The 21,214-nt window shown below is 68.9% G+C and carries 18 protein-coding genes and 1 pseudogene; 16 read left to right on the forward strand and 3 right to left on the reverse strand.

The genetic code is table 11. The features are described 5' to 3' along the window. Window positions 1-132 precede the first annotated feature (132 nt). The 11 genes and pseudogenes from ACQY8B_RS17420 to ACQY8B_RS17470 all read left to right on the forward strand — a co-directional run. Complete coding sequence (locus ACQY8B_RS17420) at window positions 133-6,144, forward strand: alpha-2-macroglobulin family protein (protein ID WP_422087855.1); 6,012 nt, start codon at window positions 133-135, stop codon at window positions 6,142-6,144. A gap of 42 nt (window positions 6,145-6,186) precedes the next feature. After that, complete coding sequence (locus ACQY8B_RS17425) at window positions 6,187-6,834, forward strand: hypothetical protein (protein WP_422087856.1); 648 nt, start codon at window positions 6,187-6,189, stop codon at window positions 6,832-6,834. Between the two features lie 21 nt (window positions 6,835-6,855). Continuing rightward, window positions 6,856-7,530: a VOC family protein gene (locus ACQY8B_RS17430; RefSeq protein ID WP_422087857.1), complete on the forward strand. Its 675-nt coding sequence runs from the start codon at window positions 6,856-6,858 to the stop codon at window positions 7,528-7,530. 7 nt (window positions 7,531-7,537) lie between these two features. Continuing rightward, window positions 7,538-7,972: a hypothetical protein gene (locus ACQY8B_RS17435; protein WP_422087858.1), complete on the forward strand. Its 435-nt coding sequence runs from the start codon at window positions 7,538-7,540 to the stop codon at window positions 7,970-7,972. A 59-nt stretch (window positions 7,973-8,031) separates the two neighbouring features. Next, window positions 8,032-8,400 (forward strand): SnoaL-like domain-containing protein, encoded by a 369-nt coding sequence (locus ACQY8B_RS17440; RefSeq protein WP_422087859.1) that lies wholly within the window; start codon window positions 8,032-8,034, stop codon window positions 8,398-8,400. A gap of 138 nt (window positions 8,401-8,538) precedes the next feature. Beyond that, on the forward strand, window positions 8,539-9,405 hold the full coding sequence (gene blaOXA, locus ACQY8B_RS17445; RefSeq protein WP_422087860.1) for a class D beta-lactamase: 867 nt from the start codon (window positions 8,539-8,541) through the stop codon (window positions 9,403-9,405). An 11-nt stretch (window positions 9,406-9,416) separates the two neighbouring features. Then, window positions 9,417-10,712 carry a serine hydrolase gene (locus ACQY8B_RS17450; RefSeq protein ID WP_422087861.1) on the forward strand — a complete coding sequence of 432 codons (1,296 nt, stop codon included), beginning with the start codon at window positions 9,417-9,419 and terminating at the stop codon, window positions 10,710-10,712. Between the two features lie 86 nt (window positions 10,713-10,798). Then, the gene (locus ACQY8B_RS17455; protein ID WP_422087862.1) at window positions 10,799-11,293 is read left to right on the forward strand and encodes a GNAT family N-acetyltransferase; all 495 of its coding nucleotides are present in this window, start codon (window positions 10,799-10,801) and stop codon (window positions 11,291-11,293) included. 35 nt (window positions 11,294-11,328) lie between these two features. Further along, on the forward strand, window positions 11,329-11,607 hold the full coding sequence (locus ACQY8B_RS17460) for a DUF2277 domain-containing protein (protein WP_422087863.1): 279 nt from the start codon (window positions 11,329-11,331) through the stop codon (window positions 11,605-11,607). 93 nt (window positions 11,608-11,700) lie between these two features. Next, window positions 11,701-12,102: a GFA family protein gene (locus ACQY8B_RS17465; RefSeq protein ID WP_422087864.1), complete on the forward strand. Its 402-nt coding sequence runs from the start codon at window positions 11,701-11,703 to the stop codon at window positions 12,100-12,102. Between the two features lie 24 nt (window positions 12,103-12,126). Then, a pseudogene (locus tag ACQY8B_RS17470) lies at window positions 12,127-12,309 on the forward strand (LysE family translocator); the annotation flags it as partial. A 21-nt stretch (window positions 12,310-12,330) separates the two neighbouring features. On the opposite strand, the gene ACQY8B_RS17475 reads toward ACQY8B_RS17470, so the two are convergent. Next, window positions 12,331-12,540 (reverse strand): hypothetical protein, encoded by a 210-nt coding sequence (locus ACQY8B_RS17475; protein WP_422087865.1) that lies wholly within the window; start codon window positions 12,538-12,540, stop codon window positions 12,331-12,333. Between the two features lie 185 nt (window positions 12,541-12,725). On the opposite strand from ACQY8B_RS17475, the gene pbpC reads away from it, so the two are divergent. After that, window positions 12,726-14,951, forward strand: coding sequence for a penicillin-binding protein 1C (pbpC, locus tag ACQY8B_RS17480; protein ID WP_422087866.1), 2,226 nt, complete (start codon window positions 12,726-12,728; stop codon window positions 14,949-14,951). Further along, a complete protein-coding gene (locus ACQY8B_RS17485) occupies window positions 14,948-16,414 on the forward strand; it encodes a TPM domain-containing protein (RefSeq protein WP_422087867.1) in 1,467 nt (488 codons plus the stop codon). The genes pbpC and ACQY8B_RS17485 overlap by 4 nt, the downstream gene beginning before the upstream one ends. 6 nt (window positions 16,415-16,420) lie before the next feature. Here ACQY8B_RS17485 and ACQY8B_RS17490 read toward each other — a convergent pair whose 3' ends face one another. Next, window positions 16,421-17,314: a LysR family transcriptional regulator gene (locus ACQY8B_RS17490; protein ID WP_422087868.1), complete on the reverse strand. Its 894-nt coding sequence runs from the start codon at window positions 17,312-17,314 to the stop codon at window positions 16,421-16,423. Window positions 17,315-17,662: 348 nt separating this feature from the next. On the opposite strand from ACQY8B_RS17490, the gene ACQY8B_RS17495 reads away from it, so the two are divergent. Both ACQY8B_RS17495 and ACQY8B_RS17500 read left to right on the forward strand, forming a co-directional pair. Next, on the forward strand, window positions 17,663-18,343 hold the full coding sequence (locus tag ACQY8B_RS17495) for a FadR/GntR family transcriptional regulator (RefSeq protein ID WP_422087869.1): 681 nt from the start codon (window positions 17,663-17,665) through the stop codon (window positions 18,341-18,343). Next, window positions 18,340-19,665 (forward strand): CynX/NimT family MFS transporter, encoded by a 1,326-nt coding sequence (locus ACQY8B_RS17500; RefSeq protein WP_422087870.1) that lies wholly within the window; start codon window positions 18,340-18,342, stop codon window positions 19,663-19,665. Before ACQY8B_RS17495 ends, ACQY8B_RS17500 begins: the two co-directional genes overlap by 4 nt. Window positions 19,666-19,678: 13 nt before the next feature. Here ACQY8B_RS17500 and ACQY8B_RS17505 read toward each other — a convergent pair whose 3' ends face one another. Further along, entirely contained in the window at window positions 19,679-20,479 is an 801-nt protein-coding gene (locus ACQY8B_RS17505; RefSeq protein WP_422087871.1) for a hypothetical protein, read from the reverse strand. Window positions 20,480-20,503: 24 nt separating this feature from the next. Here ACQY8B_RS17505 and ACQY8B_RS17510 point away from each other — a divergent pair, with 24 nt between their 5' ends. Continuing rightward, on the forward strand, window positions 20,504-21,145 hold the full coding sequence (locus ACQY8B_RS17510; RefSeq protein WP_422087872.1) for an ABC transporter ATP-binding protein: 642 nt from the start codon (window positions 20,504-20,506) through the stop codon (window positions 21,143-21,145). Window positions 21,146-21,214 lie beyond the last annotated feature (69 nt).

Consider the following 21,214-nt stretch of genomic DNA (forward strand, 5'->3'; position numbering starts at 1 on the left):
ACGAGGGCCTCGATTGTAAGAAGACCGGCGTACCCGCGCTGCGAAAGCGAAGGACATATGACCCTTGGCACTGTCGAATCGTCGTTCAAATCGGCTACGCTGCGCGCTGCCTCTAGGTGGAGATACAAAAAAGTGAACCGTTTCCTTCCAACATTGCTCCTGGCCGGCGGCGCGCTCCTGTCCGGCCCGGGCCATGCCCTCCAGATCACCAGCCTCACGCCCCAGGGCGAAGTGGCGCGCGTGCGCCAGATCGTTGCCAAGTTCGACCAGCCCGCCATCAATTTCGGCGACCCCAAGGCCCCCGCGCCGTTGTCGGTCAGTTGCACCGACGCGCAGGCCGGCAAGGGCACCGGCCGCTGGACCGACGCCAAGGCCTGGGTCTACGACTTCGAGAACGACCTGCCCCCCGGCGTGCGCTGCACCGTCACGCGCATTCCCACGTTCAAGCCCGCCAGCGGCGAGCTGACCGGCCCGGAGCGCTACCAGTTCAACAGCGGCGGCCCGTTCGTGCGCGGCTATATGCCGGGCAGCTACAGCCGCATCGACGAACAGCAGATGTTCGTGCTCGAGCTCAACGGCGCGGCCACGCTCGACAGCGTGCGCCAGAACGTCTGGTGCTCCGCCGACGGCGTGGGCGAGCGTATTCCGGTCAAGCTGCTCGACGGCGACCAGCGCGCCGGGCTGCTCAAGGCCTTCGGCCGCGACAAGGCGGCCGAGAAAGAGCCGCTGCGCTTCGTCACCATGCAGTGCAACCGCACGCTGACGCCCGGTGCCAAGGTGCAGATCGTCTACGGCAAGGGCGTGGCCACGCCCTCCGGCGTGCCCAACAACGTGGAACGCCGCCTCGAGTTCCAGGTGCGCGAACCCTTCGCGGCGTCGTTCACCTGCGAGCGCGAGAACGCGCAGGCCGCCTGCCTGCCGCTGCGCCCGATGCAGCTGCAGTTCAATGCGCCGGTCACGCGCAAGCTGGCCTCGCAGATCCAGCTCAAGGGCGACAAGACCATCAAGGCCAAGCTCGACAACGACGGCGGCACGCAGAGCGACGACGACGTGGTCAACAGCGTGAGCTTCGAGCCCCCGCTGAGCGAGAGCACGCAGTTCACCATCGAGCTGCCTTCCAGGTTCGAGGACGCCTCTGGCCGCCCGCTGGCCTCGCCCGGCAGCTTCCCGATGAAGGTGGCCACCGGCATGATGCCGCCGCTGGCCAAGTTCGCCGCCTCGCCCTTCGGCGTGGTCGAGCGGCTGGCCGAGCCCGACACCCCGGCCATGATGCCGGTCACCGTGCGCCGCGTGGAGCCGCAGCTGATGGTGCAGGCCCTCACGCCCGGCAAGGTCAGCGACATGAACCCGAAGACCGACGCGGAAATCATCGCGTGGTTCCGCAAGGTGCGCCGCTACGACAGCTTCACCATCTCGCGCGAACAGGCCCGCAAGGACGTCAAGGGCCCGCTGCCCCCGGTGATCGACAAGGACGACCGCACCACGCTGCAGACGCGCATGCTGTCGCTGCTGTCGGGCCAGGCGGGCGTGAAGACGCTGGACATGCCCAAGTCGGACGCCGGTGATCCGCGCCCCTTCGAAGTCATCGGCGTGCCGCTGACGCCGGGCTTCCACGTGCTGGAAATCGCCTCGCAGAAGCTGGGCGAGGCGCTGCTCGACGAGCGCTACAACGCCGGGCGCACGATGTACGTGCGCACCACCGCGCTGGCCACCAACCTGGCCGTGCACTTCAAGCTGGGCCGCGAGAACTCCATGGCCTGGGTGACAACGCTCGACAAGGGCAAGGTCGTGGCCGGCGCCGAAGTGCGCGTGTCCAGCTGCGACGGCAAGGCCGTGGCCAGCGGCACCACCGACGCCAACGGCATCGTCATGCTCAACGGCATCTCGCCGCAGGCGCCGTCGTGCAACGGCCCGAACGAATACGACAGCGGCGCCTGGTTCGTCAGCGCCCGCGCCAAGGACGACAAGGGCGTGGAAGACCTCGCCTTCACCTGGAGCGACTGGCAGCGCGGCATCGAGCCCTGGCGCTTCAACGTGCCGACCAACCTGCAGGCCGAGCCCGACCGCATCGCCCACACCATCTTCGACCGCACGCTGCTGCGCGCCGGCGAGACGGTGTCGATGAAGAGCCTGATCCGCACGCAGACCAGCAAGGGTTTCGGCCTGCCCGAGAACCGCCCCGACACGCTGGTCATCACCCACGTGGGCAGCGGCCAGCGCTTCACCCAGCCGCTGAACTGGCGCAAGACCGCCACCGGCGGCCTGAGCGCGGAAAACAGCTTTGCCATTCCGCCCGCCGCCAAGCTCGGTGTGTACGAGGTGATGCTGCGCTCCGGCGGCGGCAAGGACGGCGACAGCGAAGGTGACGGCGACGGGGGCTACGACCGCAGCTTCAGCACCGGCATGTTCCGCGTCGAGGAATTCCGCCTGCCCGTGCTCGAAGGCCGCATCGCGCCCACCGAAAAGAAACCGCTGGTCGCTGCCACCAGCGTGCCGGCCGACGTGCAGATCAACTACGTCGCCGGCGGCGGCGCGGCCAACCTGCCGGTGCGCGTGTCGGCCATGGTGCGCGGCAAGAGCCTGAGCTTCTCCGACTACGACGCCTTCAGCTTCAACCCGCCGCGCGCCACGCAGGCCGACGGCAGCGAGGCCGCGGCGCCCGCGTCGGATTCGAACGCGGGCGAGGAAGACCTCAACAGCGTGAACGACACCCGCGTGATCGCCGACAAGCTGCCGCTCACCCTGAACAAGGACGGCGCCGGCAAGGTCACGATCGACAAGGTGCCCAAGGTCAAGTCGGCGCGCGAACTGCTGCTCGAAGCCACCTATGCCGACCCGAACGGCGAGGTACAGACCATCCGCAGCACGCAGACGCTGTGGCCGGCTTCCGTCATCGCGGGCATCAAGACCGAAGGCTGGGTCTCCACCGCCCAGAAGCTGAAGTTCCAGGCGCTCGCGCTCGACCTCGCGGGCAAGCCGCAAGCCGGCGTGACGCTCAACGTGCGCGCCGTGGCGCGCATCACCACCACCAGCCGCAAGCGCATGGTGGGCGGCTTCTACACCTACGACAACAAGACCGAGACCAAGGACATCGGCACCGTCTGCAGCGGCAAGAGCGACGCGCGCGGCCTGCTGCTGTGCGAGTCGGAGCTGAAGGAAGCGGGCGAAGTCGAACTCATCGCCAGCGCCACCGACAGCGAAGGGCGCGACGCCAAGGCCGTCAGCTCCGTCTACGTGACGAAGCAGGGCGAACTCTGGTTTGGCGGCGAGGACAACGACCGCATCGACGTGCTGCCCGAGAAGAAGAGCTACCAGCCCGGCGAAGTCGCCAAGTTCCAGGTGCGCAGCCCGTTCCGCTTCGCGACCGCGCTGGTCGCCGTGGAACGCGAAGGCATCATCGAGACGCACGTGGTGCAGCTCGACGGCAAGGACCCGACCGTCACCCTGGAGGTCAAGCCCGAGTGGGGCCCCAACGCCTACGTGAGCGTGCTCGCCCTGCGCGGCCGCCTGCGCGAAGTGCCGTGGTACAGCTTCTTCACCTGGGGCTTCAAGTCGCCGCGCGAGTGGTGGACGGCCTTCTGGTACGAAGGCAAGGAATACGTCGCGCCCACGGCGATGGTCGACCTGAGCAAGCCCGCCTATCGCCTGGGCATGGCCGAGATCCGCGTGGGCACGCAGGCCCACCAGCTCGACGTGACCGTCACCAGCGACAAGCCCAGCTACCCGATCCGCAGCAAGGCCCAGGTGACCATCAGCGCCAAGCTGCCCGACGGCAAGCCCGCCGCCGGCGCCGAAGTGGCGCTGGCCGCGGTCGACCAGGCCCTGCTGGAGCTGATGCCCAACGACAGCTGGAACCTGCTGACCGCCATGCTGCAGCGGCGCAGCTGGGGCGTGAGCACCTCCACGGCGCAGATGGAAATCGTCGGCAGGCGCCACTACGGTCGCAAGGCCGTGCCCGCGGGCGGCGGCGGCGGCAAGGGCCAGACGCGCGAGCTGCTCGACACCCTGCTGGTGTGGAACCCGAAGGTGGTGCTCGACGCCAACGGCCAGGCCGTGGTGACGGTGCCGCTGAACGACGCGCTCACCACCTTCAAGATCGTGGCCGTGGCCGATTCGGGCGTGGGCCTGTTCGGCACCGGCCAGGCGAGCATCCAGGCCACGCAGGACCTGCAGATCATCAGCGGCCTGCCGCCGCTGGTGCGCGAGGACGACCAGTTCCGTGCCCAGATCACGCTGCGCAACACCACGCAGAAGCCGATGAAGGTCGAGGCCACGCCGCGCGCCACCCTGCTCACGCTGGAGCCGCAGACCGTGGACATCCCGGCCGGCGAAGCGCGTGAAGTCGCCTGGAACGTGACCGCGCCCGCGCAGCTCGCGCAGACGCGCGCCGAAGCCATCCTGTGGGAAATCGAGGCCAAGGACACCATCGGCGGCGCGCGCGATGCCCTCAAGGTTCGCCAGCGCATCGTGCCTTCGGTGCCGCTCACGGTGCAGCAGGCCACGCTGGTGCAGCTCGACGGGCCGTTCACGCTCGACGTGGCCCCGCCCGCCGACGCCCTCCCCGGCCGCGGCGGCCTGAAGCTCGCCCTGCAACCCAAGCTGGCCGAAGGCCTGCCGGGCGTACGCGACTGGTTCGCGAACTACCCCTTCATCTGCCTCGAACAGAAGACCAGCAAGTCGGTCGGCCTGCGCGACGCGAAGATGTGGCAGGGCGTGCTGGCCCAGTTGCCCACCTACCTGGACAGCGACGGCCTGGCCAACTACTTCCCGCCGCGCGACGGCGAGGCCAACCGCGGCAGCGACATCCTCACGTCGTACCTGCTCGCGGCCACCAACGAAGCCGCCGCGCTCGACCCCGCCTTCGCGCTCGCCGACGACGTGCGCGCGCCGATGGAGTCGGGCCTGATCGCCTTCGTCGAAGGCCGTATCACGCGCGATTTCTGGAGCCCGCGCAAGGACCTGGACGTGCGCAAGCTCGCCGCGCTCGAAGCGCTCTCGCGCTACGGCAAGGCCAAGGGGAGCATGCTCGGCAGCATCACCATCGCGCCGAACCAGTGGCCCACCAGCGCGGTGATCGACTGGCTCAACATCCTCAAGCGCGTGAACGACGTGCCGCAGCGCCAGCAGCGCCTGGACGAAGCCAACAACGTGCTGAAGGCGCGCCTGTCATACCAGGGCACCAAGCTGATCTTCAGCACCGAGCAGGACGACTACTGGTGGTGGCTGATGACCAACGGCGACGTCAACACCGCCCGCCTGCTGCTCAGCGTGATGGATGACCCGGGCTGGAAGGACGACATCGGCAAGCTCGCCAACGGCTTCATCGGCCGCCAGCAGAACGGCGCGTGGCACACCACCACCGCCAACCTGTGGGGCGGGCTGGCGCTGGAGAAGTTCAGCAAGGTGTTCGAGAGCACGCCGGTGTCCGGCGTTACCGCCGCCACGCTGGGCGCGGTGAAGGCACAGGTCGACTGGAGCAAGGTCGAGCGCGTGAAGGCCAGCGACCCGGCCGGCGCGCCCAACCAGACCACCTTCTTCGGCGCGCCCGCCTCGCCGGGCAACCTGAAGAACAACACCATGTTCCTGCCGTGGGCCGCATCGCCATCGGGCGCGCCGACGCGCGACACGCTGCTTGTCACCCAGCAGGGCACCGGCAAGCCGTGGCTCACGCTGCAGTCGATTGCCGCCGTGCAGCTGAAGGCACCGTTCGCGGCCGGCTACGCCATCAAGAAAACCGTCACCCCGGTCGAGCAGGCAGTGGCCGGCAAGTACACGCGCGGCGACGTGCTGCGCGTGAGCATCGAAGTCAACGCCAGCGCCGACATGACCTGGGTCGTCATCAGCGACCCGATTCCGGGCGGCGCCACCATCCTCGGCAGCGGCCTGGGCCGCGACTCGCAGATCGCCACGCAGGGCGAGAAGAAGAGCGGCGCGGGCTGGCCCGCGTTCGAGGAACGCAGCTTCGAGGCCTTCCGCAGCTACTACGAGTACCTGCCCAAGGGCGTGGTGAAGATGGAATACACCGTGCGCCTGAACAACGTCGGCGACTTCGCGCTGCCGCCGAGCCGCGTCGAAGCCATGTACGCGCCGGAGATGTTCGGCGAGACGCCGAATGCGCGGGTGAAGGTGGAGGCGGCGAAGTAGCCGCATCGCGACCGATCGACGAAGCCAAGGGAGAAATACACCATGGGCCTTGCCATCAGCGTCGGCACGCTTGCCTACTTGCTGGAGAACGACACCGAAGGGGCCGAATGGCTCCAGGAGGAACTCGCGGTGGTGAACAAGGTGCTGGCGGCGGCGGGCCTTCCGCCGCACGCCGAGCCCCGTGAACTGCCGCCACTGCACTCGCGTGCGGCGATCGGCGGCTTCCCGTACTCGTTCATCCACTACCTGCGCCGGGCCTATGCGCACCGCGCGAACTCGCCCGACTGGATGGCAACGCCGGTGGAAGACGGTATCGACCCCTCGGAAGATCCGGCGGTCGAAGACGTGCTCTATAGCTCGGAGAGCCACCTGGTCTGCCACTCGGACGCAGAGGGGTTCTATGTGCCGGTCGATTTCGACGAGGTGCTGTATTCCGAACCGGATGACGACAAGCAACTGGCCGGCGGCATGCTCGGCTCTTCGTACCGCCTGCGCGACGAGCTGGTACTGGTGGCACCCGCGCTCGGCATCACCCTCACCGACGGCCAGCTGTTGGACGAGGAAGTGGCGCGAATCGGCCGCCTGATCGACGCTGACGAAGGCCTCCATCGGGAATACGTTTCGTGGCTGAGGCTGTACGAAGCGGCCCGGCTGAGCATTGCGCACAAGACCGCGATTGTTTTTACCTGAGCGACCCCGGAGGCCATGAAGATGAAGAAGCCCGTCCGCATCGGCCGCGCGCCTCTTCATCCGGCTTCCACGCCGACGACGCCGCAAGACGAGGCCCTGGCGTGCACCAAGCCGTGGGACACGCTCGAAGAAACGGCCTCGCCCGGCATTCGATACTGCGGTGATTGCCGGAAGAACGTGTCCTGGGTGGACACGCCGGAGCAGATGCATGCCGCGGCAATGCAAGACCTCTGCATCGCTGTCGAGCAAGGCAGCCTTCATTTCAAAGAGCGCAATGACACCATGAGCCCATCCCTCGCCGCACGCCGACTTGCCACCGTCACCCTGCTCGTGCGCGACTACGACGAAGCCATCCGCTTCTTCACCGAGGCGCTGCGCTTCGAGCTGCTCGAAGACACACCGCGCGGACCCGGCAAGCGCTGGGTGGTGGTCGCGCCCGCGCGCAATGCGGGTGCGGCGCTGCTGCTGGCCAAGGCGGTGACCGACGACCAGGAAGCCGGCATCGGCAAGCAGGCCGGCGGCCGCGTCTTCCTGTTCCTTCACACCTCGGACTTTGCGTCCGACCACGCCCGCATGGCATCGCACGGCGGCCGCTTCCTCGAGGAGCCGCGCCACGAGCCGCACGGCACCGTGGCGGTCTTCCAGGACCTCTGCGGCAACAAATGGGACCTGATCCAACCCAACGACGACGCATAGCGACGAAATGAACAACATCCGCCTCGCGCTCGCAGGACTTCTGCTGCCCTTGTCTGCACTGGCCGCATCGGGCGATGCGCCGGTGTCCGTCGACTACCGCTGCCTGACGGAGTCCTCCGCGCAATCGATCCGCCTGGAATGGCGGGTGTTTTCCGACCCGAACAGCAACTGGTCCGGTGGCTACGTCAGGTACAAGGGTTCGTCGCGCGTGATCACCATCGTCCCGGTCAAGAACGAAGTCGGCGACAAGCCCGAAGGCCGTCCGTGGGAATACATCACCACCTGGGCCGAGATCGTCGACGGCCGCATCGCGGGCCAGTACGTGGTGACGACCCAGGGCGCGAACATCTACGGCTTCGACTACAAGAACCTGCGCAGCGGCAAGCAGTATTCGTTCTCGCAGGATGTCGGGGCCGACGACGGCAGGAAGTGCAGCTGGTAACCGCCTGAATCGGCCGCATCGGCCTAAACTGCCTTCCCCTCTTCCTCAGGAGACAGGCCATGACCACGCTTGAAATCGCGAACCAGCTCGTCGCGTTGTGCCGGCAGGGAAAGTTCGAAGACGCGAAATCGCTCTATGCCGATGACGCCGTGAGCGTCGAGGCGGGTGCCCCGCCGGGCCAGCAGCGCGAGGCGGTGGGCCTTGCGGCCATCGAGGCCAAGGGCAAGTGGTGGAGCGACAACCACGAGGTGCATTCGTTCAAGGTCACAGGCCCGTGGCCGCACGACGACCGCTTCATCGTCGGCTTCGATTTCGACGTGACCATGAAGGCCACCGGCCAGCGTTTCAAGATGGAAGAAGCCGGCCTGTACACGGTGCGCGACGGCGCGATCGTGCGGGAAGAATTCTTCTATTCGATGGGCGCGTAGCTGCCTCCCATAACCGGCGTAACCGGCGTAACGGTTACGCCGGTTACGGCAGTGACGACAGGCATCGCCGCCCGCGTTGTCGCGGCGCGAGGGCGGCCGGATGATTCGCGCCGTCACAACTTCCGCTCTCGTGCTTTCATGCCCTCTTCCACACCCGACGAACACCGCCGCGCACTGCTGGTACGCGGCAGCGCGACCGTCGCCGCACTCGCCACCGCGTGGCACGGCGGCCTGGCCCGTGCAGCGACCGCGCCCGACGCTGCCGCCCAGGAGCGCGCGGACCTCACCCGCCATTTCACCGCCGCCGGCACGCCCGGCACCTTCGCGCTGTTCGACGCCGCCACGGCAAAGCTCACGCTGGTCGATGCCAGGCGCGCCGGCCAGCGCTTCGTGCCCGCATCGACCTACAAGATTCCCAACAGCTTGATCGCGCTGGAGACCGGCGCGGTGAAAGACATCGACGAAGTGCTGCCCTACGGCGGCAAGCCGCAGCGCCGCGCGGAGTGGGCGCACGACATGAACCTGCGCGACGCGATTCGCGTGTCGAACCTGCCGGTCTACCAGGGCGTGGCGCGGCGCATCGGCCTGGCGCGCATGAAAGAGTGGATCGCGCGCCTGCACTACGGCAACGAAGCGCTGGGCGACGTGGCCGACCGCTTCTGGCTCGACGGGCCGCTGAAGATTTCCGCGATCGAGCAGGCGCGCTTTCTTGCGCGGCTCGGGCAGCGACAGTTGCCGCTGTCGGCGCGCACGCAGGACATGGTGCACGACATCACCCTCGTCGAAAAAACGCCCACCCATGCGCTGCACGCCAAGACCGGCTGGTACTACAAGCCGCCGGAATCTCTCGGCTGGTGGGTGGGCTGGGTCGCGGGCGCGGACGGCGGCGTGAAGAGCTTCGCGCTCAACATGGACATGCGCCGCGACGAGGATGCGCCGAAGCGCATCGCGATCGGACGTGCGCTGCTGGCCGACCTGGGCGTGATGCCCGACACATCGCGCTGAGGCGACACGACATGCGCCACCTTCACCTCATCGCATGGGCCATTGCCACATTTGCCACATTTGCACCATTGCTCACCGCGGCCTGCGCGCAAGCCGAGCCGCTGAGCTTCGCCACGCCGCCGGCCGAGATCGCCGCACGCGTGATGCGCGACGCGCCCGGCAGCATCGTGGTCGGCGTATTGCGCCAGGGCGAAACACGCTTCGCGATGCAACGCAACAGCGTCGCGCAGGCGGGCCCGGTCCGGGAGATCGCCGCCGATGGCCAGCCGATCTTCGAAGTCGGCTCGATCAGCAAGCTCTTCACGGGCGTGCTGCTGGCGCAGGCGGTCGAGCGCGGCGACTTGTCGCTCGACGACACGCTCGGCACGCTGCTGGCCGGCCAGGCGACGCTGCCGCGGGAGACAGCGGGCATCACGCTTCGCCAACTGGTCACGCACACGGGTTGCCTGCCCGGCATGCTGCCGGCCTCCCCGGTTGCCGATGGCGGCAACCCGTTCGCGCATACCGATCGCGCACGGTTGCTCGCTGGCCTGTCGACGCTCAGGCTCGACCGTGTGCCGCCCTGCAACGGCCCCTACAGCAGCCTGGGCCTCGGCCTGCTCGGGCAGGTGCTTGCGGACCGCTACGGCAAGCCCTGGGAAATGCTGGTGCGAGAGAACATCGCCGTGCCGCTGGGCATGAAGGACACGATGCAGCACCTCGGCCCCGAGACAGGCCGCCTGGCGCCCGGCTACGAGGACAGGACACCGCGCGCGCCATGGGACTTCGATGCGCTGGCGGGTGCCGGCGCGTTGCGCTCCACGGCCGCCGACCTGCTGGTGTTCGCGCGTGCGCTCATGGCCGGTCGCAAGGGTCCGCTGGGCGCCGCGGCGGAACGCGCGCTCACCCCGCAGGGCCACAGCGACATCTACGAGCTGGGCTACGCCGTGCGCATCCGCGAGAACGCCGGACGCAGGCTCTATTTCCATACAGGCCAGACCGGCGGCTACCGCGCGCTGCTGGTGTTCGCGCCGGCCACGCAGGAGGCCGCGGTGATGGTGGCCAGCAATGCATCTGCCGGGGCGGCGCGCATGGCGGACGACATCACCCTGCCGCCGCTGGCTGAGGACGCGGCCTTCTTCAAGGCCAACGGACTGCTGCTGCGCAACACCTTCGCTATCAACCTGCTCGACGGCTGCGCCTTCAGCCTGCCCTGCCATGCGCCGGGCGAACTGCCGGTGGGGCTGATGCTGGCCTCGGTGCGCGGCGACGACGCACGGCTGGCGGCCGTGGCGCTGGCCGTGGAATCCGCGCTGCACGCACGCTGAGTGCGGCAGCAGCCGAGCTGAGTGCGGCAGCAGCCAAGGGGCACCGCGCTGGCGCCGCGGTGCCCGGTTCGGCTATCGTCTTGTGCATGAGCCCTGTCGTCGTCGTCCCCACGGCCGAATCCCATTTCGAGAGCCTGCACCGCGCGCTCGATGTCGTCGCCCGCGAGCACAAGTACCTTGCGCTGACCGAGGCGCCGCCGCTGGCGCAATCGATGGCCTTCTACCGGAACGTGATCGCCAGCGACTTCCCGCACTTCGTGGCGGTCGATGGCGACAGGGTCGTCGGCTGGTGCGACGTGTCGCCGGTGTTCGGGCATTCGCGGGCGCACATCGGCGTCCTGGGCATCGCGCTCTTGCCCGAGGCGCGCGGCCAGGGCCTCGGTGCCAGGCTGCTGCAGGCGGCCATCGACAAGTCGTGGGCGCGCGGGCTGACCCGCATTGCGCTGAACGTGCGCGCGGACAACCTCAATGCCAAGGCGCTGTACGAGCGGCTCGGCTTCGAGCACGAAGGCATCGTGCGCCGCGCCAGCCTGATCGACGGCGTCTACCACGATGCCCACGCGATGGCCCTGCTTCGCTAGACTGGAACCAGGTCGTCACCGAACGGAGAGCGCCCATGTGCCGCAGCATCAAGACCCTCTACAACTTCGAGCCTCCCGCCACCGAACAGGAGATCCGCGCCGCCGCACTGCAGTTCGTGCGCAAGCTCAGCGGCTTCAGCGTGCCGTCGAAGGCCAACGAGGAAGCCTTCGAACGGGCCGTTCAAGAGGTGGCGGCAACAGCAGCGCGGCTGCTCGAATCGATGGTCACCACGGCCGAGCCCAAAGACCGCGCGGTCGAGGCCGAACGCGCCAGGGCCCGTTCGGCGGCCCGGTTCGGCGCGGTGCCCGGCTGAGGGCAGGAAAAAGCCCCGCCGCTGCCCGCCGGCGCGGCATTTGATATGGTGTTTGCCGGCCGCTCCAACCGATCGGGAGCAGCGAACAAGCACATGAAAAAGACCTACACCGGCGGCTGCCACTGCGGCGCCGTGCGATTCGAAGCCGACATCGACCTGAGCCTTGGCACCCTTCGGTGCAACTGCGCCATCTGCACCCAGACACGCTTCTGGCCCGCCATCGTCGCGACCGATGCCTTCCGGCTTCTAGAAGGCGAATCCGAACTCAGCGAGCAGATGCTCGACACCCGCAACAGCCACTACATCGTCTGCAGGCACTGCAGCGTGCGCTCCTTCGGCGTGGGCCATTCGCCCGAGACCGGCGCGACCGCCTACGGCGTGAACGTGACCTGCCTGGACGACGCGGATCTCGACGACCTCGCCAACTCGCCCATCAGCTACGTGGACGGGCACCGGGGCACCTGGCACGTCGCGCGCACGGCCATCGGTACCTGAGCGGCAAACGCGCCCTGCGCAATCACGGTGCTGGCACTCACCTTCGTGGCACTGGCCGCAACCAACGCCACGCTCTATGCGGTGTTCGCGGCCTCGGCGCGCAAGCTGCTGTCGTCGCCGCGCGCGCAGCGGCGCTTCAACCTTGCCGGTGGCTCGCTGCTGAGCGCTGCGGGCATATGGGCGCTGATGGCCCGCAGGCCCGGCTGAAGCGGCGCAAGCTCAGTTGGGTCAGTTGCGGTTCGGATTGCTCGGCGCGCGGTCGTAGCGGTTGGGCACACCGTCGCCGTCCCTGTCGCGGTCGTAGCGGTTCGGCACGCCGTCGCGATCGCGGTCGCCGGCATGTGGGCGCGGCGGCGGCGGGCGGTCGTAGACCGGGGTCACGCAGCCGGCCAGGATGGCCGAGGCGGCCAGTAGCAGCGCCAGTGTTTTCTTTGTCATGAAAGCTCTCCTAGTAATGTTCGTGGAACCGGCGTCGCCTCCTGCGAGCCGGGGTGTGCGAACTTTGGAATGAAGCGTGCGTCGCCGCCATGAGGCCCGCACCCCGTCCACAGGTAGGCCGGCACCCCGAGGTGCTTCGCGGAGAATGTCACCGCCACATACTTTCCGAAACGACGCTCTCTTTCATGCAGTTCGCGCCCTTTTCCTTCGACCGAAAGGCCCTGGCCTTCACGCTGCTCGCAGCGGTTTGCGCGCAACCGGCGCTGGCGCTCGTGAGCTTCGAGGAAGTGAAGCGCGACTTCCGCTCCTCCGACACCGCCGTGCTCGACCGCAACGGCGAACTGCTGCAGCGCGTGCGCACCGACCCCACCGTACGGCGCGGCCAATGGACGCCGCTGGCCGACGTGTCGCCGGCCCTGCGCACGGCCATGGTGCTGAGCGAGGACAAGCGCTTCTACGAACACAGCGGCATCGACTGGCGCGCCGTGTCGGCCGCGGCCTGGGGCAACCTGTGGAACACGCGCACGCGCGGCGCCTCGACCATCACCATGCAGCTCTCGGGCCTGCTCGACGACGATCTGCGGCGCGCCTCGGGTGGCCGCAGCTTCACGCAGAAGATCGGCCAGACGGTGGCCGCCGCGCAGCTGGAGCGCAACTGGCGCAAGGACCAGATCCTGGAGGCATACCTCAACACCGTGCCGTTCCGCGGCGAGATCGTGGGCATCGACGCGCTCTCGCGCACGCTGTTCGGCAAGGCGCCGAGCGGGCTCGATGCGCGCGAAGCGGCGGTGGCATCGGCGCTGGTGCGAGCCCCCAATGCCAAGCCCGCGCTGGTGGCGCAACGCGCCTGCGACGTGCTGCGCACCATGGAGCCGCAGCAGAAGGTCGACTGCGAGGCATTGGATATGTTCACGAGCGCAGCGGTGCAGCGCCGGGCCTTCGAGCCGAACGAGGGCATCGCGCCGCATGCGGCGCGGCGTGTGCTGCGGGAACTGAGGGATGCGAAAGATACGAAGGTGGAAGCCGGCGTGCGCACCACGCTGCGCGCGCCGCTGCAGCGCTTTGCGCTCGACACCCTGCAGCGCCACCTGCGCGAACTGCGCGACCGCCATGTCGAAGACGGCGCGCTCGTGGTGCTAGACAACGCCACGGGCGAAGTGCTCGCATGGGTCGGCTCGTCGGGCCCGCTGAGCCAGGCCGCCGAGGTCGACGGCGTCACCGCGCTGCGCCAGCCCGGCTCCACGCTCAAGCCGCTGCTCTACGGCCAGGCCATTGCCGAGCGGCGCATCACCGCCGCCTCGCTGATCGAGGACTCGTCGGCGCAGATCAGCACCGCCAGCGGCCTCTACATTCCGCAGAACTACGACCGCCGCTTCAAGGGCCCGGTGTCGGCGCGCACGGCGCTGGCCGCGTCGCTCAACGTGCCCGCCGTGCGCACGCTGGTGATGGTTTCGCCCGAGGCCTTTGCGCGCGAGCTGCGCGCCGCCGGCCTGCCGCTGCGCGAGAGCGGCGACTACTACGGCTACAGCCTAGCGCTCGGCAGCGCCGAGGTGTCGCTGCTGTCGCTCACCAACGCCTACCGCATGCTGGCCAACGGCGGGCGCTACGGCACGACGACGCTGACCGCGCGGCCTGCATCCGCTGCATCCGCCGCGGCCAACAAGGCCCGGGCCGCCGAGCCGCCCCTGCTCGATGCGGGCGCCGCTTTCATCGTCGGCGACATCCTCTCCGACCCTAACGCCCGCACCCGCACCTTCGGCCTGGACAGCATCCTCTCCACCCGCTTCTGGACCGCCGTGAAGACCGGCACCAGCAAGGACATGCGCGACAACTGGGCCGTGGGCTGGTCGCAGCGCTACACGGTCGGCGTGTGGGTCGGCAACGCCAGCGGCGCGTCGATGTGGGACGTGAGCGGCACCAGCGGCGCCGCGCCGGTGTGGGCCGAGGTGATGCGCTTCCTGCACGCGCGCGAGCCCAGCCGCGCGCCCGCGCCGCCGCCCGGCGTGGTGCAGGCGCACGTGGAGTTCGGCCCCGGCGCCGACGGCGGCGCTCTGGAGGCCGCGCGCGACGAATGGTTCCTGCAGGGCACCGAGCAGCCGCTGTTCGCGCTGGACACCGGCATGGCCGGCAGTGCAGCGTCGGCGCGCATCACCGCGCCGTCCGACGGCACCATCATCGCGGTCGACCCCGACATTCCGCCGCTGCGCCAGCGCGTGCGCTTCGAGTCCGAAGGGCGCGGCGTGCAGTGGCGCATCGACGGCAAGCATTTCGCGCGAGGCAACAGCGCGCAATGGCTGCCCTGGCCGGGGCGCCATGTGATCGAGCTGGTCGACAGCACGGGCAAGGTGGTCGACCAGCGCCGCATCGAAGTGCGCGGCGCTGGCGTCGTGACCAAGAGCGCGCGCCGATGAGAGCGGGCTTCGCCAATCCCGCTGCGCACGGCTGGCTTCGCCTGGTCGCCTTGTTGATGGCGGTGGCCGCGGCGTTCGCGCTGTGCCTCCCCGCGCAGGCCAGGCAGGTGCCGGTGCCCGCGATGACCTCGCGCGTGGTCGACCTCACGAAGACGCTGAACGCCGAAGACGCCAGTTCCCTGCGCGAAGACATTTCCACCATCGAGCAACTCACGCAGGCCCAGCTCGCGGTGCTGATCGTGCCCACCACGGGGGAGGATTCGATCGAGCAGTTCGCCACGCGCGTCTTCGCGCAATGGAAGCTCGGCCGCCAGGACGAGAACGACGGCGTGCTGCTGCTGGTGGCGCTGAAAGACCGCCGCATGCGCATCGAGGTCGGCACGGGCCTGGAAGGCCGCATCACCGACATCCAGGCGGCCCGCATCATCGACGGCGAGATGATGCCGCGCTTTCGCAACGGCGACTTCGCGGGCGGCGTGAAGGCGGCGGTGCAATCGCTGTCGGAGCTGATCAGCGCGCCGCAGTTGCAGGTCGTGGACGAAGAGCCGCAGGCCGAGCCGCGGGACAAGGAGTCCTCGCTGCTGCACCGCGTGATCGACGCGTTCTCTACCGAGTCCAGCCAGTCGCGCATCAACATGACCTTGCTCGCGGTGATGCTCTGGACCATCGGCGTGGGCGTGTGGCACGGAAGCCGGCCGCGCCCGGCCGCGCCGCGCGCGGTGTCGCAAGGCAGCGGCAAGCGGGGCCGCAAGGGGCGGCGCGTGGATGCGCACCGGGCGCAGCGCGAGGGCGCGGGCGCACTATGGGCCGACCTGAAGACCGAGCCGCCGTCGCCCGATCAGCGCCGCTGGCCAACGGTGCTGGGCCTGCTCGCGGCCGGCCCGGTGGGCGCGACGCTGGCGCTGATGAACCTCGCGATGCCGTTCGTCCTTTTCATGCCGGTGGGCTTCATGTATGGGGTCGGCTACCTGTCGGGGCGGTTCAAGACCGCGCGCTACGTGTTCATCTGCATTGCACTGGCGATCGCGGGGCTCATCGGCCTGGGCTTCTACCTGGGCGCCGACAAGGTGCCCTGGATCGTCGCGGGCGTGCTCGCTACCGGCATCGTCGGTATCGGCCTCGCGGTGATCGTGGCGGGCGTGCGCGTTCACTGGAAGCGCGGCGTGCTCGGCTTCATGGTGCGGCTCGCGCTGGTGACGGGCGTCATCGGCTTCGCGTTCGTGCAGCTGCGGCCGGGCCCGGACCCCGACGAAACCTGGCTCGTCATGGCGCTGGTGAGCTTCATCGCGCTGGTGTTCGGGTTCTTCCCCGCCACTGGCAACGGCAGCGGTGGCGATGACGACGACCGCGACAGCGGCTGGAGCAGTAGCAGCAGCTCGTCGAGCGGCAGCAGTTCGTCGGACAGCTCCTCGTCCTCGAGCGGCGGCTCCAGCAGCGGCGGTGGTGCTTCGGGCAGCTGGTAGCCCGTACTAGAACGCCCTGAAGATGCCCAGGACGTAATCGACGAAGGTCTTGATCTTTGGAGAGTTCCGGCGCGACGGCAGATAGACCAGGTTGATTTCCTGCGGCTTCAGCTTCAGCTGCGGCAATACCGGCAGCAGCAGGCCACTGTCCACCTGCGGCTGGGCCAGCGACACTGGCACCAATGCAATGCCGCGGGACGACAGCGCCAGTTGCAGGATCAATTCCAGGTCATCCGACCGAAACACGCTTTGCACGCGGATGCGATGGGTCTTCTCGACGGCCGCGAGGTTGACCTCCCGCTTGCGCCCCTCCGCGCCGGTGGTCAGGAAAACATGCCGGGAAAAGTCCTGCAGGCTCTCGATGGCCGGATGCGGCGCCAGGTAGTCCGGCGCGGCGCACAGCATCAGCGCCTCGTCTTTCAAGTGGCGCGCGACCAGTTCGTCGCAGCCGTCGCGGCCGCGGCGGATGGCCACGTCGGCCTCGTCGCGCAACAGGTCGGCGCGGTCGTTGCCGGTCTCGACCACCACCTCGAGCTGCGGATAGGACGTCATGAATGCCGGCAGGTGGCTCATGAGCAGCGCCCTGCCGTAGTAGTGCGGCACCACGATGCGCAGCCGCCCCGTCACCGCGCTGCCGCCCGAAGACAGCTTGAGCATGACGTCGTCGAGGATGGTCAGCACATGCTGCGCCGCCACCAGGAATTCGCGCCCCTCTTCCGTGAGCGCGAATCGCGTGGAGCCGCGATGCAGCAGCAGATGGCCCACCGTGGCTTCCAGCCGCTGGAGCTGGCGCGAGGCGGAGGCCTTGGGTACGTTCAGCACATCGGCGGCTGGGGTCAGCCCCCCCAACTGCGCGGCTTTGGTGAACAGCCGCACGTCCGACAAAGAAAAGTCCTTCATTTCAGATTCGACGTGATCCGTTTTTCTTGTTATCTCCCTGGGCGCTCCCTGTTGGCGTGCTGGCGGGAGTGCCGAACACCGAGCAAAAGCAACTTAAAGATTCATAAGTGACCTTTAGTTTCATTTTCGGACAGCGAGCAGACAATTGGTAACGTTTGACTCAACGTTTCCCGAAGGTGGGGAAAAGTTCACCGTTTTGCCAAAAATCTTCGAATCCAGCTTGCACAATCGAGCGAACAGGCTTCACGACCGTTGCGTGCTGCGAAAGCGAGCAACCACCGCGCTCGCAGCCCGGTTTTTGTACAGCGGGCAAAATTCGTCCAATCATTGAATGAATAGGCCCATCTGATGCTTGCTCAAGCCCCTCGTACCTCCTTGGCGGACGCCGCCGCCGAAAGCATCCGCGCCGAGATCTCCGGCGGCCGCTGGGCAGTCGGCAGCCGCATTCCCATCGAGCCCCAGCTCGCCCTGTTGCTGGGCGTGAGCCGCGGCACGGTGCGCGAGGCGGTCAAGACGCTGGTGTCGCGCGGCCTGCTCGAAGTGCGGCAGGGCTCGGGCACCTATGTGCGCTCCGGCTTCGATCCCTCTTCCAGCCTGCAGAAAATGCGCCGCGCCAGCCTGCGCGACCAGTTCGAAGTGCGCCGCGCGCTCGAGGTCGAGGCTGCCCGGCTCGCGGCGGTGCGCCACACGGCCCGGGACCTGCGCCGGCTGAACACGCTGCTCGAAAAGCGCGGCGTGCCCGACGGCAGCGACGACGGCGCCGGCTTCATCGAGCGCGACCTGGCCTTCCACCTGGCCATCGTCGACGTGTCGGGCAACCTCGCGCTGGCCGAGACCTGCCGCTTCATCACCGGCTACATCAAGGAAACGATCGCCAGCACCATGGGCACCGCGCTGCCCGAACCCGACGAGGCCGCGCACCGCGCCATCATCGACGGCATCGCCAGCCGCGACCCGGACGTCGCCGCCGCGGCGGTGCGCGCATTCATGGCGCCGATGATCGACGCGCTGGCGCTGGGCACGGCATGAGCGCCGCCGCCCTCTCACGCGACGCCGCCGTTCAACGCAGCCGGCCGCCGCAGCCCGGCGCAGGCGGCGCGGCCGAAGACCTGCTGATCGACACCGAAGCCGACAACCGGCCCGCGCCGCTGCCCACGCCCGCGCCCAACCTGGGACGGCGCATCCTGCTCGGCGCGAGCGTGGTGCTGATCGCGTTCAACCTGCGGCCGGTGTTCGCCAGCCTCTCGGTGGTGCTGCCGGAAATCATCAAGGCCACCGGCCTTTCGGCCACCGCCGCGAGCCTGCTGACCACGCTGCCCATCGTCTGCCTGGGCGTGTTCGCGCCGCTGGCGCCGGGGCTCGGGCGCCGCTTCGGCACCGAGCGCACGCTGCTCGGCTGCATGGTGCTGATCCTGCTGGGCACGGTGCTGCGCGGCACCGGCAACATCCCGCTGCTGTTCCTCGCGTCGGCCATCGCGGGCAGCGGCATCGCGGTGTCGAACGTGCTGCTGTCGGGCCTGGTGAAGCGCGACTTCGCGAAGCAGGCGGCGCTGATGATGGGCCTCTACACCATGGCCGTGTGCGGCGGCGCCGCCAGCGCGGCGGGCCTCACCGTGCCCATCGAGCACGCGCTGGGCGGCGGCTGGACCATGGCGCTGGCCATGTGGGCGCTGCCGGCCGCGGTGGTCACGCTGATCTGGGCACCGCAGGCACTGCCGGTCAAAGCGGTGGCGAGCGAATCGGGCTTCACCGTGCGCGGGCTTTGGCGCGACAGGCTGGCCTGGCAAGTCACCTTCTTCATGGGGCTGCAGTCCGCCCTCGCCTACATCGTGATGGGCTGGCTCGCGCCGATCCTGCGCGAGCGCGGGCTCGGCAGCGAGACTGCCGGCTACGTGGTTTCGCTGTCCGTCATGACGCAGGTGGTGACCTGCCTCGTGGTGCCGGCGCTGGCGGTGAAGCTGCGCAACCAGCGCGGCCTGGCCGTGGTGCTGGCGGTGCTCACGGTGGCGGCCATGCTGGCGATGCTGTTCGCGCCGCTCGGCGGCGTATGGCTGTGGGCGGTGCTGCTGGGCATCGCGCAGGGCGGCACCTTCGCGCTGGCGCTCACGATGATCGTGCTGCGCTCGCCCGACTCGCACGTGGCCGCGCACCTGTCGGGCATGGCGCAGGGCGTGGGCTATATGGTGGCCGCCTTCGGCCCGCTGGTGGCCGGGCTGCTGCACGGCTGGACGGGGAGCTTTCGCGCCTCGTCGTGGCTGTTCATCGGGCTGGGCATCGCGCTGGTGATCGCGGGCCTCGGCGCCGGCCGCACCAAGCATGTGGGCGCGGTGACGGTGCCGCGCGGCGCCTGATCTTTCTTGCTGTCTACTGCGGCCCGCCGCCGCAGAAGTCGGCCGAGCCGCCACCGCTGCCATCGGCGGCAAAGCGCGAGCGCGTGCTGACGGTGGCCCTGGCCGGCACGTGCGCGGCCCAGTCGCTCTGCAGCCAGGTGAACTGCCAGCCGTAGGGGCCGCCGGCCTTTGCCGGCTCGCCGTAGGCGATGCGCAGGCTGCCGCTGCTTTCGTCGTGGCAGTGCTTCGAGGTCTTGTATTCCTTCTCGGAGAAGCAGGCGCGGATCATCTTGCTGCAAGAGAACGGAATGCCCTCGTACGCGGCCTTGGCGGACGCGGGATCGGCGTCCAGCGGCACGAAGTCGGCGGTGGAAAAAGACGCGCCGCCGCCCGAATAGCCCTCGAACTGGCGCTGCAGCACCGCCACGGCCCAGCGCCCGTCGGCCAGCGGATAAAGAGCCGGCGCGAGCGCGCGCTGGACCTCGCGGTTGCCCGCCTCGCCTTCCTTGACGGAACCGGCGTACCCGGTGAAGTCGTACACGCGATCGAGCTTCCAATCCGTGGCATCCGCCGCGCGCTTCAGCCGGCCCAGGGCCAGCGGCGCTTCCGACAGCACCACGTAGTCGCCGGGTGCGCCGCCGCGAGGACGATGGAGCGTCAGCGCCTTGGCGTCGCAGGGCTGGGGCAGCAAGGCGCACAGGTGGGCGCGCCAGTCGGCATCTATCGACTCGGGCTGCTTCACCGCGACGAAAACCTGCGCCGCCGGGGCGGCAACGGCGGGCACCGCGAACGGCAGCGCGGCCAGCAGCGCCGCGGCAATGGGCATTTTCTTCATGGGGCCGATGGTAAAACGCGGGCCGTGAACTCCGCCCCAACCTCTACTCCCATCCTGCAGTTGCAGGACATCGGCTTCGCCTACCCCGGCCAGAGCGCCATCGCGTCCGGCTGGACCGCATCGATCGGCGCCGGCGTGACGCTGCTCCATGGCGACACGGGCGCCGGCAAGTCGGCCCTGCTCCAGGTGATCGCGGGCGTGCTGCCCGCCAGCGGCCGGCTGACGGTGGCCGGCACCCGCCTGGACGCCTCGCCCGAGGCCTACCGCCGCCAGGTCTTCTTCGTCGACCCCGCCACCGACCGCTTCGACCAGCTCACCGCCCGCGAGTGCACGCGGCAACTGACCGAGGGCGACAGCGGCTTCGACCCGGCCGCCTGGCAGGCGCTGGTCGACGGCTTTTCGCTCGAGCCGCACCTCGACAAGAAGCTGTTCATGCTTTCCACCGGCTCCAAGCGCAAGGTCTGGATGGCCGCCGGGCTCGCTTCGGGCCGGCCGCTGGTGCTGCTCGACGAGCCGACCGCCGGGCTCGACGCCGGCTCCACCCGCTGCCTCTGGCGGGCGCTGACGGACGTGGCCGGGCAGGGGCGCCAGGCCGTGCTGGTCGCCAGCGCGGCGTTGATCGACACCGTGCCGCTGGCCGCTACCATCGCCCTGCCGCTGGATTGACAGAGCCTGCTGCGGGGAGATCGCACCCCGGATCGGCCACCCTCCTTCCGCCCGGCGACAATCGCCACC

Origin of the sequence: Variovorax sp. (assembly GCF_965279555.1) — a bacterium.
Classification (GTDB): domain Bacteria; phylum Pseudomonadota; class Gammaproteobacteria; order Burkholderiales; family Burkholderiaceae_C; genus Variovorax.

What these genes read in the sequence shown, in the direction of transcription:
- ACQY8B_RS17455 (WP_422087862.1), top strand. Translation starts at nt 10,799, where the DNA reads ATGAGCCCTGTCGTCGTCGTCCCCACGGCCGAATCCCATTTCGAGAGC.
- ACQY8B_RS17490 (WP_422087868.1), bottom strand. Translation starts at nt 17,314, where the DNA reads ATGAAGGACTTTTCTTTGTCGGACGTGCGGCTGTTCACCAAAGCCGCG.
- ACQY8B_RS17500 (WP_422087870.1), top strand. Translation starts at nt 18,340, where the DNA reads ATGAGCGCCGCCGCCCTCTCACGCGACGCCGCCGTTCAACGCAGCCGG.
- pbpC (WP_422087866.1), top strand. Translation starts at nt 12,726, where the DNA reads ATGCAGTTCGCGCCCTTTTCCTTCGACCGAAAGGCCCTGGCCTTCACG.
- ACQY8B_RS17460 (WP_422087863.1), top strand. Translation starts at nt 11,329, where the DNA reads ATGTGCCGCAGCATCAAGACCCTCTACAACTTCGAGCCTCCCGCCACC.
- ACQY8B_RS17425 (WP_422087856.1), top strand. Translation starts at nt 6,187, where the DNA reads ATGGGCCTTGCCATCAGCGTCGGCACGCTTGCCTACTTGCTGGAGAAC.
- ACQY8B_RS17440 (WP_422087859.1), top strand. Translation starts at nt 8,032, where the DNA reads ATGACCACGCTTGAAATCGCGAACCAGCTCGTCGCGTTGTGCCGGCAG.
- ACQY8B_RS17450 (WP_422087861.1), top strand. Translation starts at nt 9,417, where the DNA reads ATGCGCCACCTTCACCTCATCGCATGGGCCATTGCCACATTTGCCACA.
- ACQY8B_RS17475 (WP_422087865.1), bottom strand. Translation starts at nt 12,540, where the DNA reads ATGACAAAGAAAACACTGGCGCTGCTACTGGCCGCCTCGGCCATCCTG.
- ACQY8B_RS17485 (WP_422087867.1), top strand. Translation starts at nt 14,948, where the DNA reads ATGAGAGCGGGCTTCGCCAATCCCGCTGCGCACGGCTGGCTTCGCCTG.
- ACQY8B_RS17495 (WP_422087869.1), top strand. Translation starts at nt 17,663, where the DNA reads ATGCTTGCTCAAGCCCCTCGTACCTCCTTGGCGGACGCCGCCGCCGAA.
- blaOXA (WP_422087860.1), top strand. Translation starts at nt 8,539, where the DNA reads ATGCCCTCTTCCACACCCGACGAACACCGCCGCGCACTGCTGGTACGC.
- ACQY8B_RS17430 (WP_422087857.1), top strand. Translation starts at nt 6,856, where the DNA reads ATGAAGAAGCCCGTCCGCATCGGCCGCGCGCCTCTTCATCCGGCTTCC.
- ACQY8B_RS17505 (WP_422087871.1), bottom strand. Translation starts at nt 20,479, where the DNA reads ATGAAGAAAATGCCCATTGCCGCGGCGCTGCTGGCCGCGCTGCCGTTC.
- ACQY8B_RS17435 (WP_422087858.1), top strand. Translation starts at nt 7,538, where the DNA reads ATGAACAACATCCGCCTCGCGCTCGCAGGACTTCTGCTGCCCTTGTCT.
- ACQY8B_RS17465 (WP_422087864.1), top strand. Translation starts at nt 11,701, where the DNA reads ATGAAAAAGACCTACACCGGCGGCTGCCACTGCGGCGCCGTGCGATTC.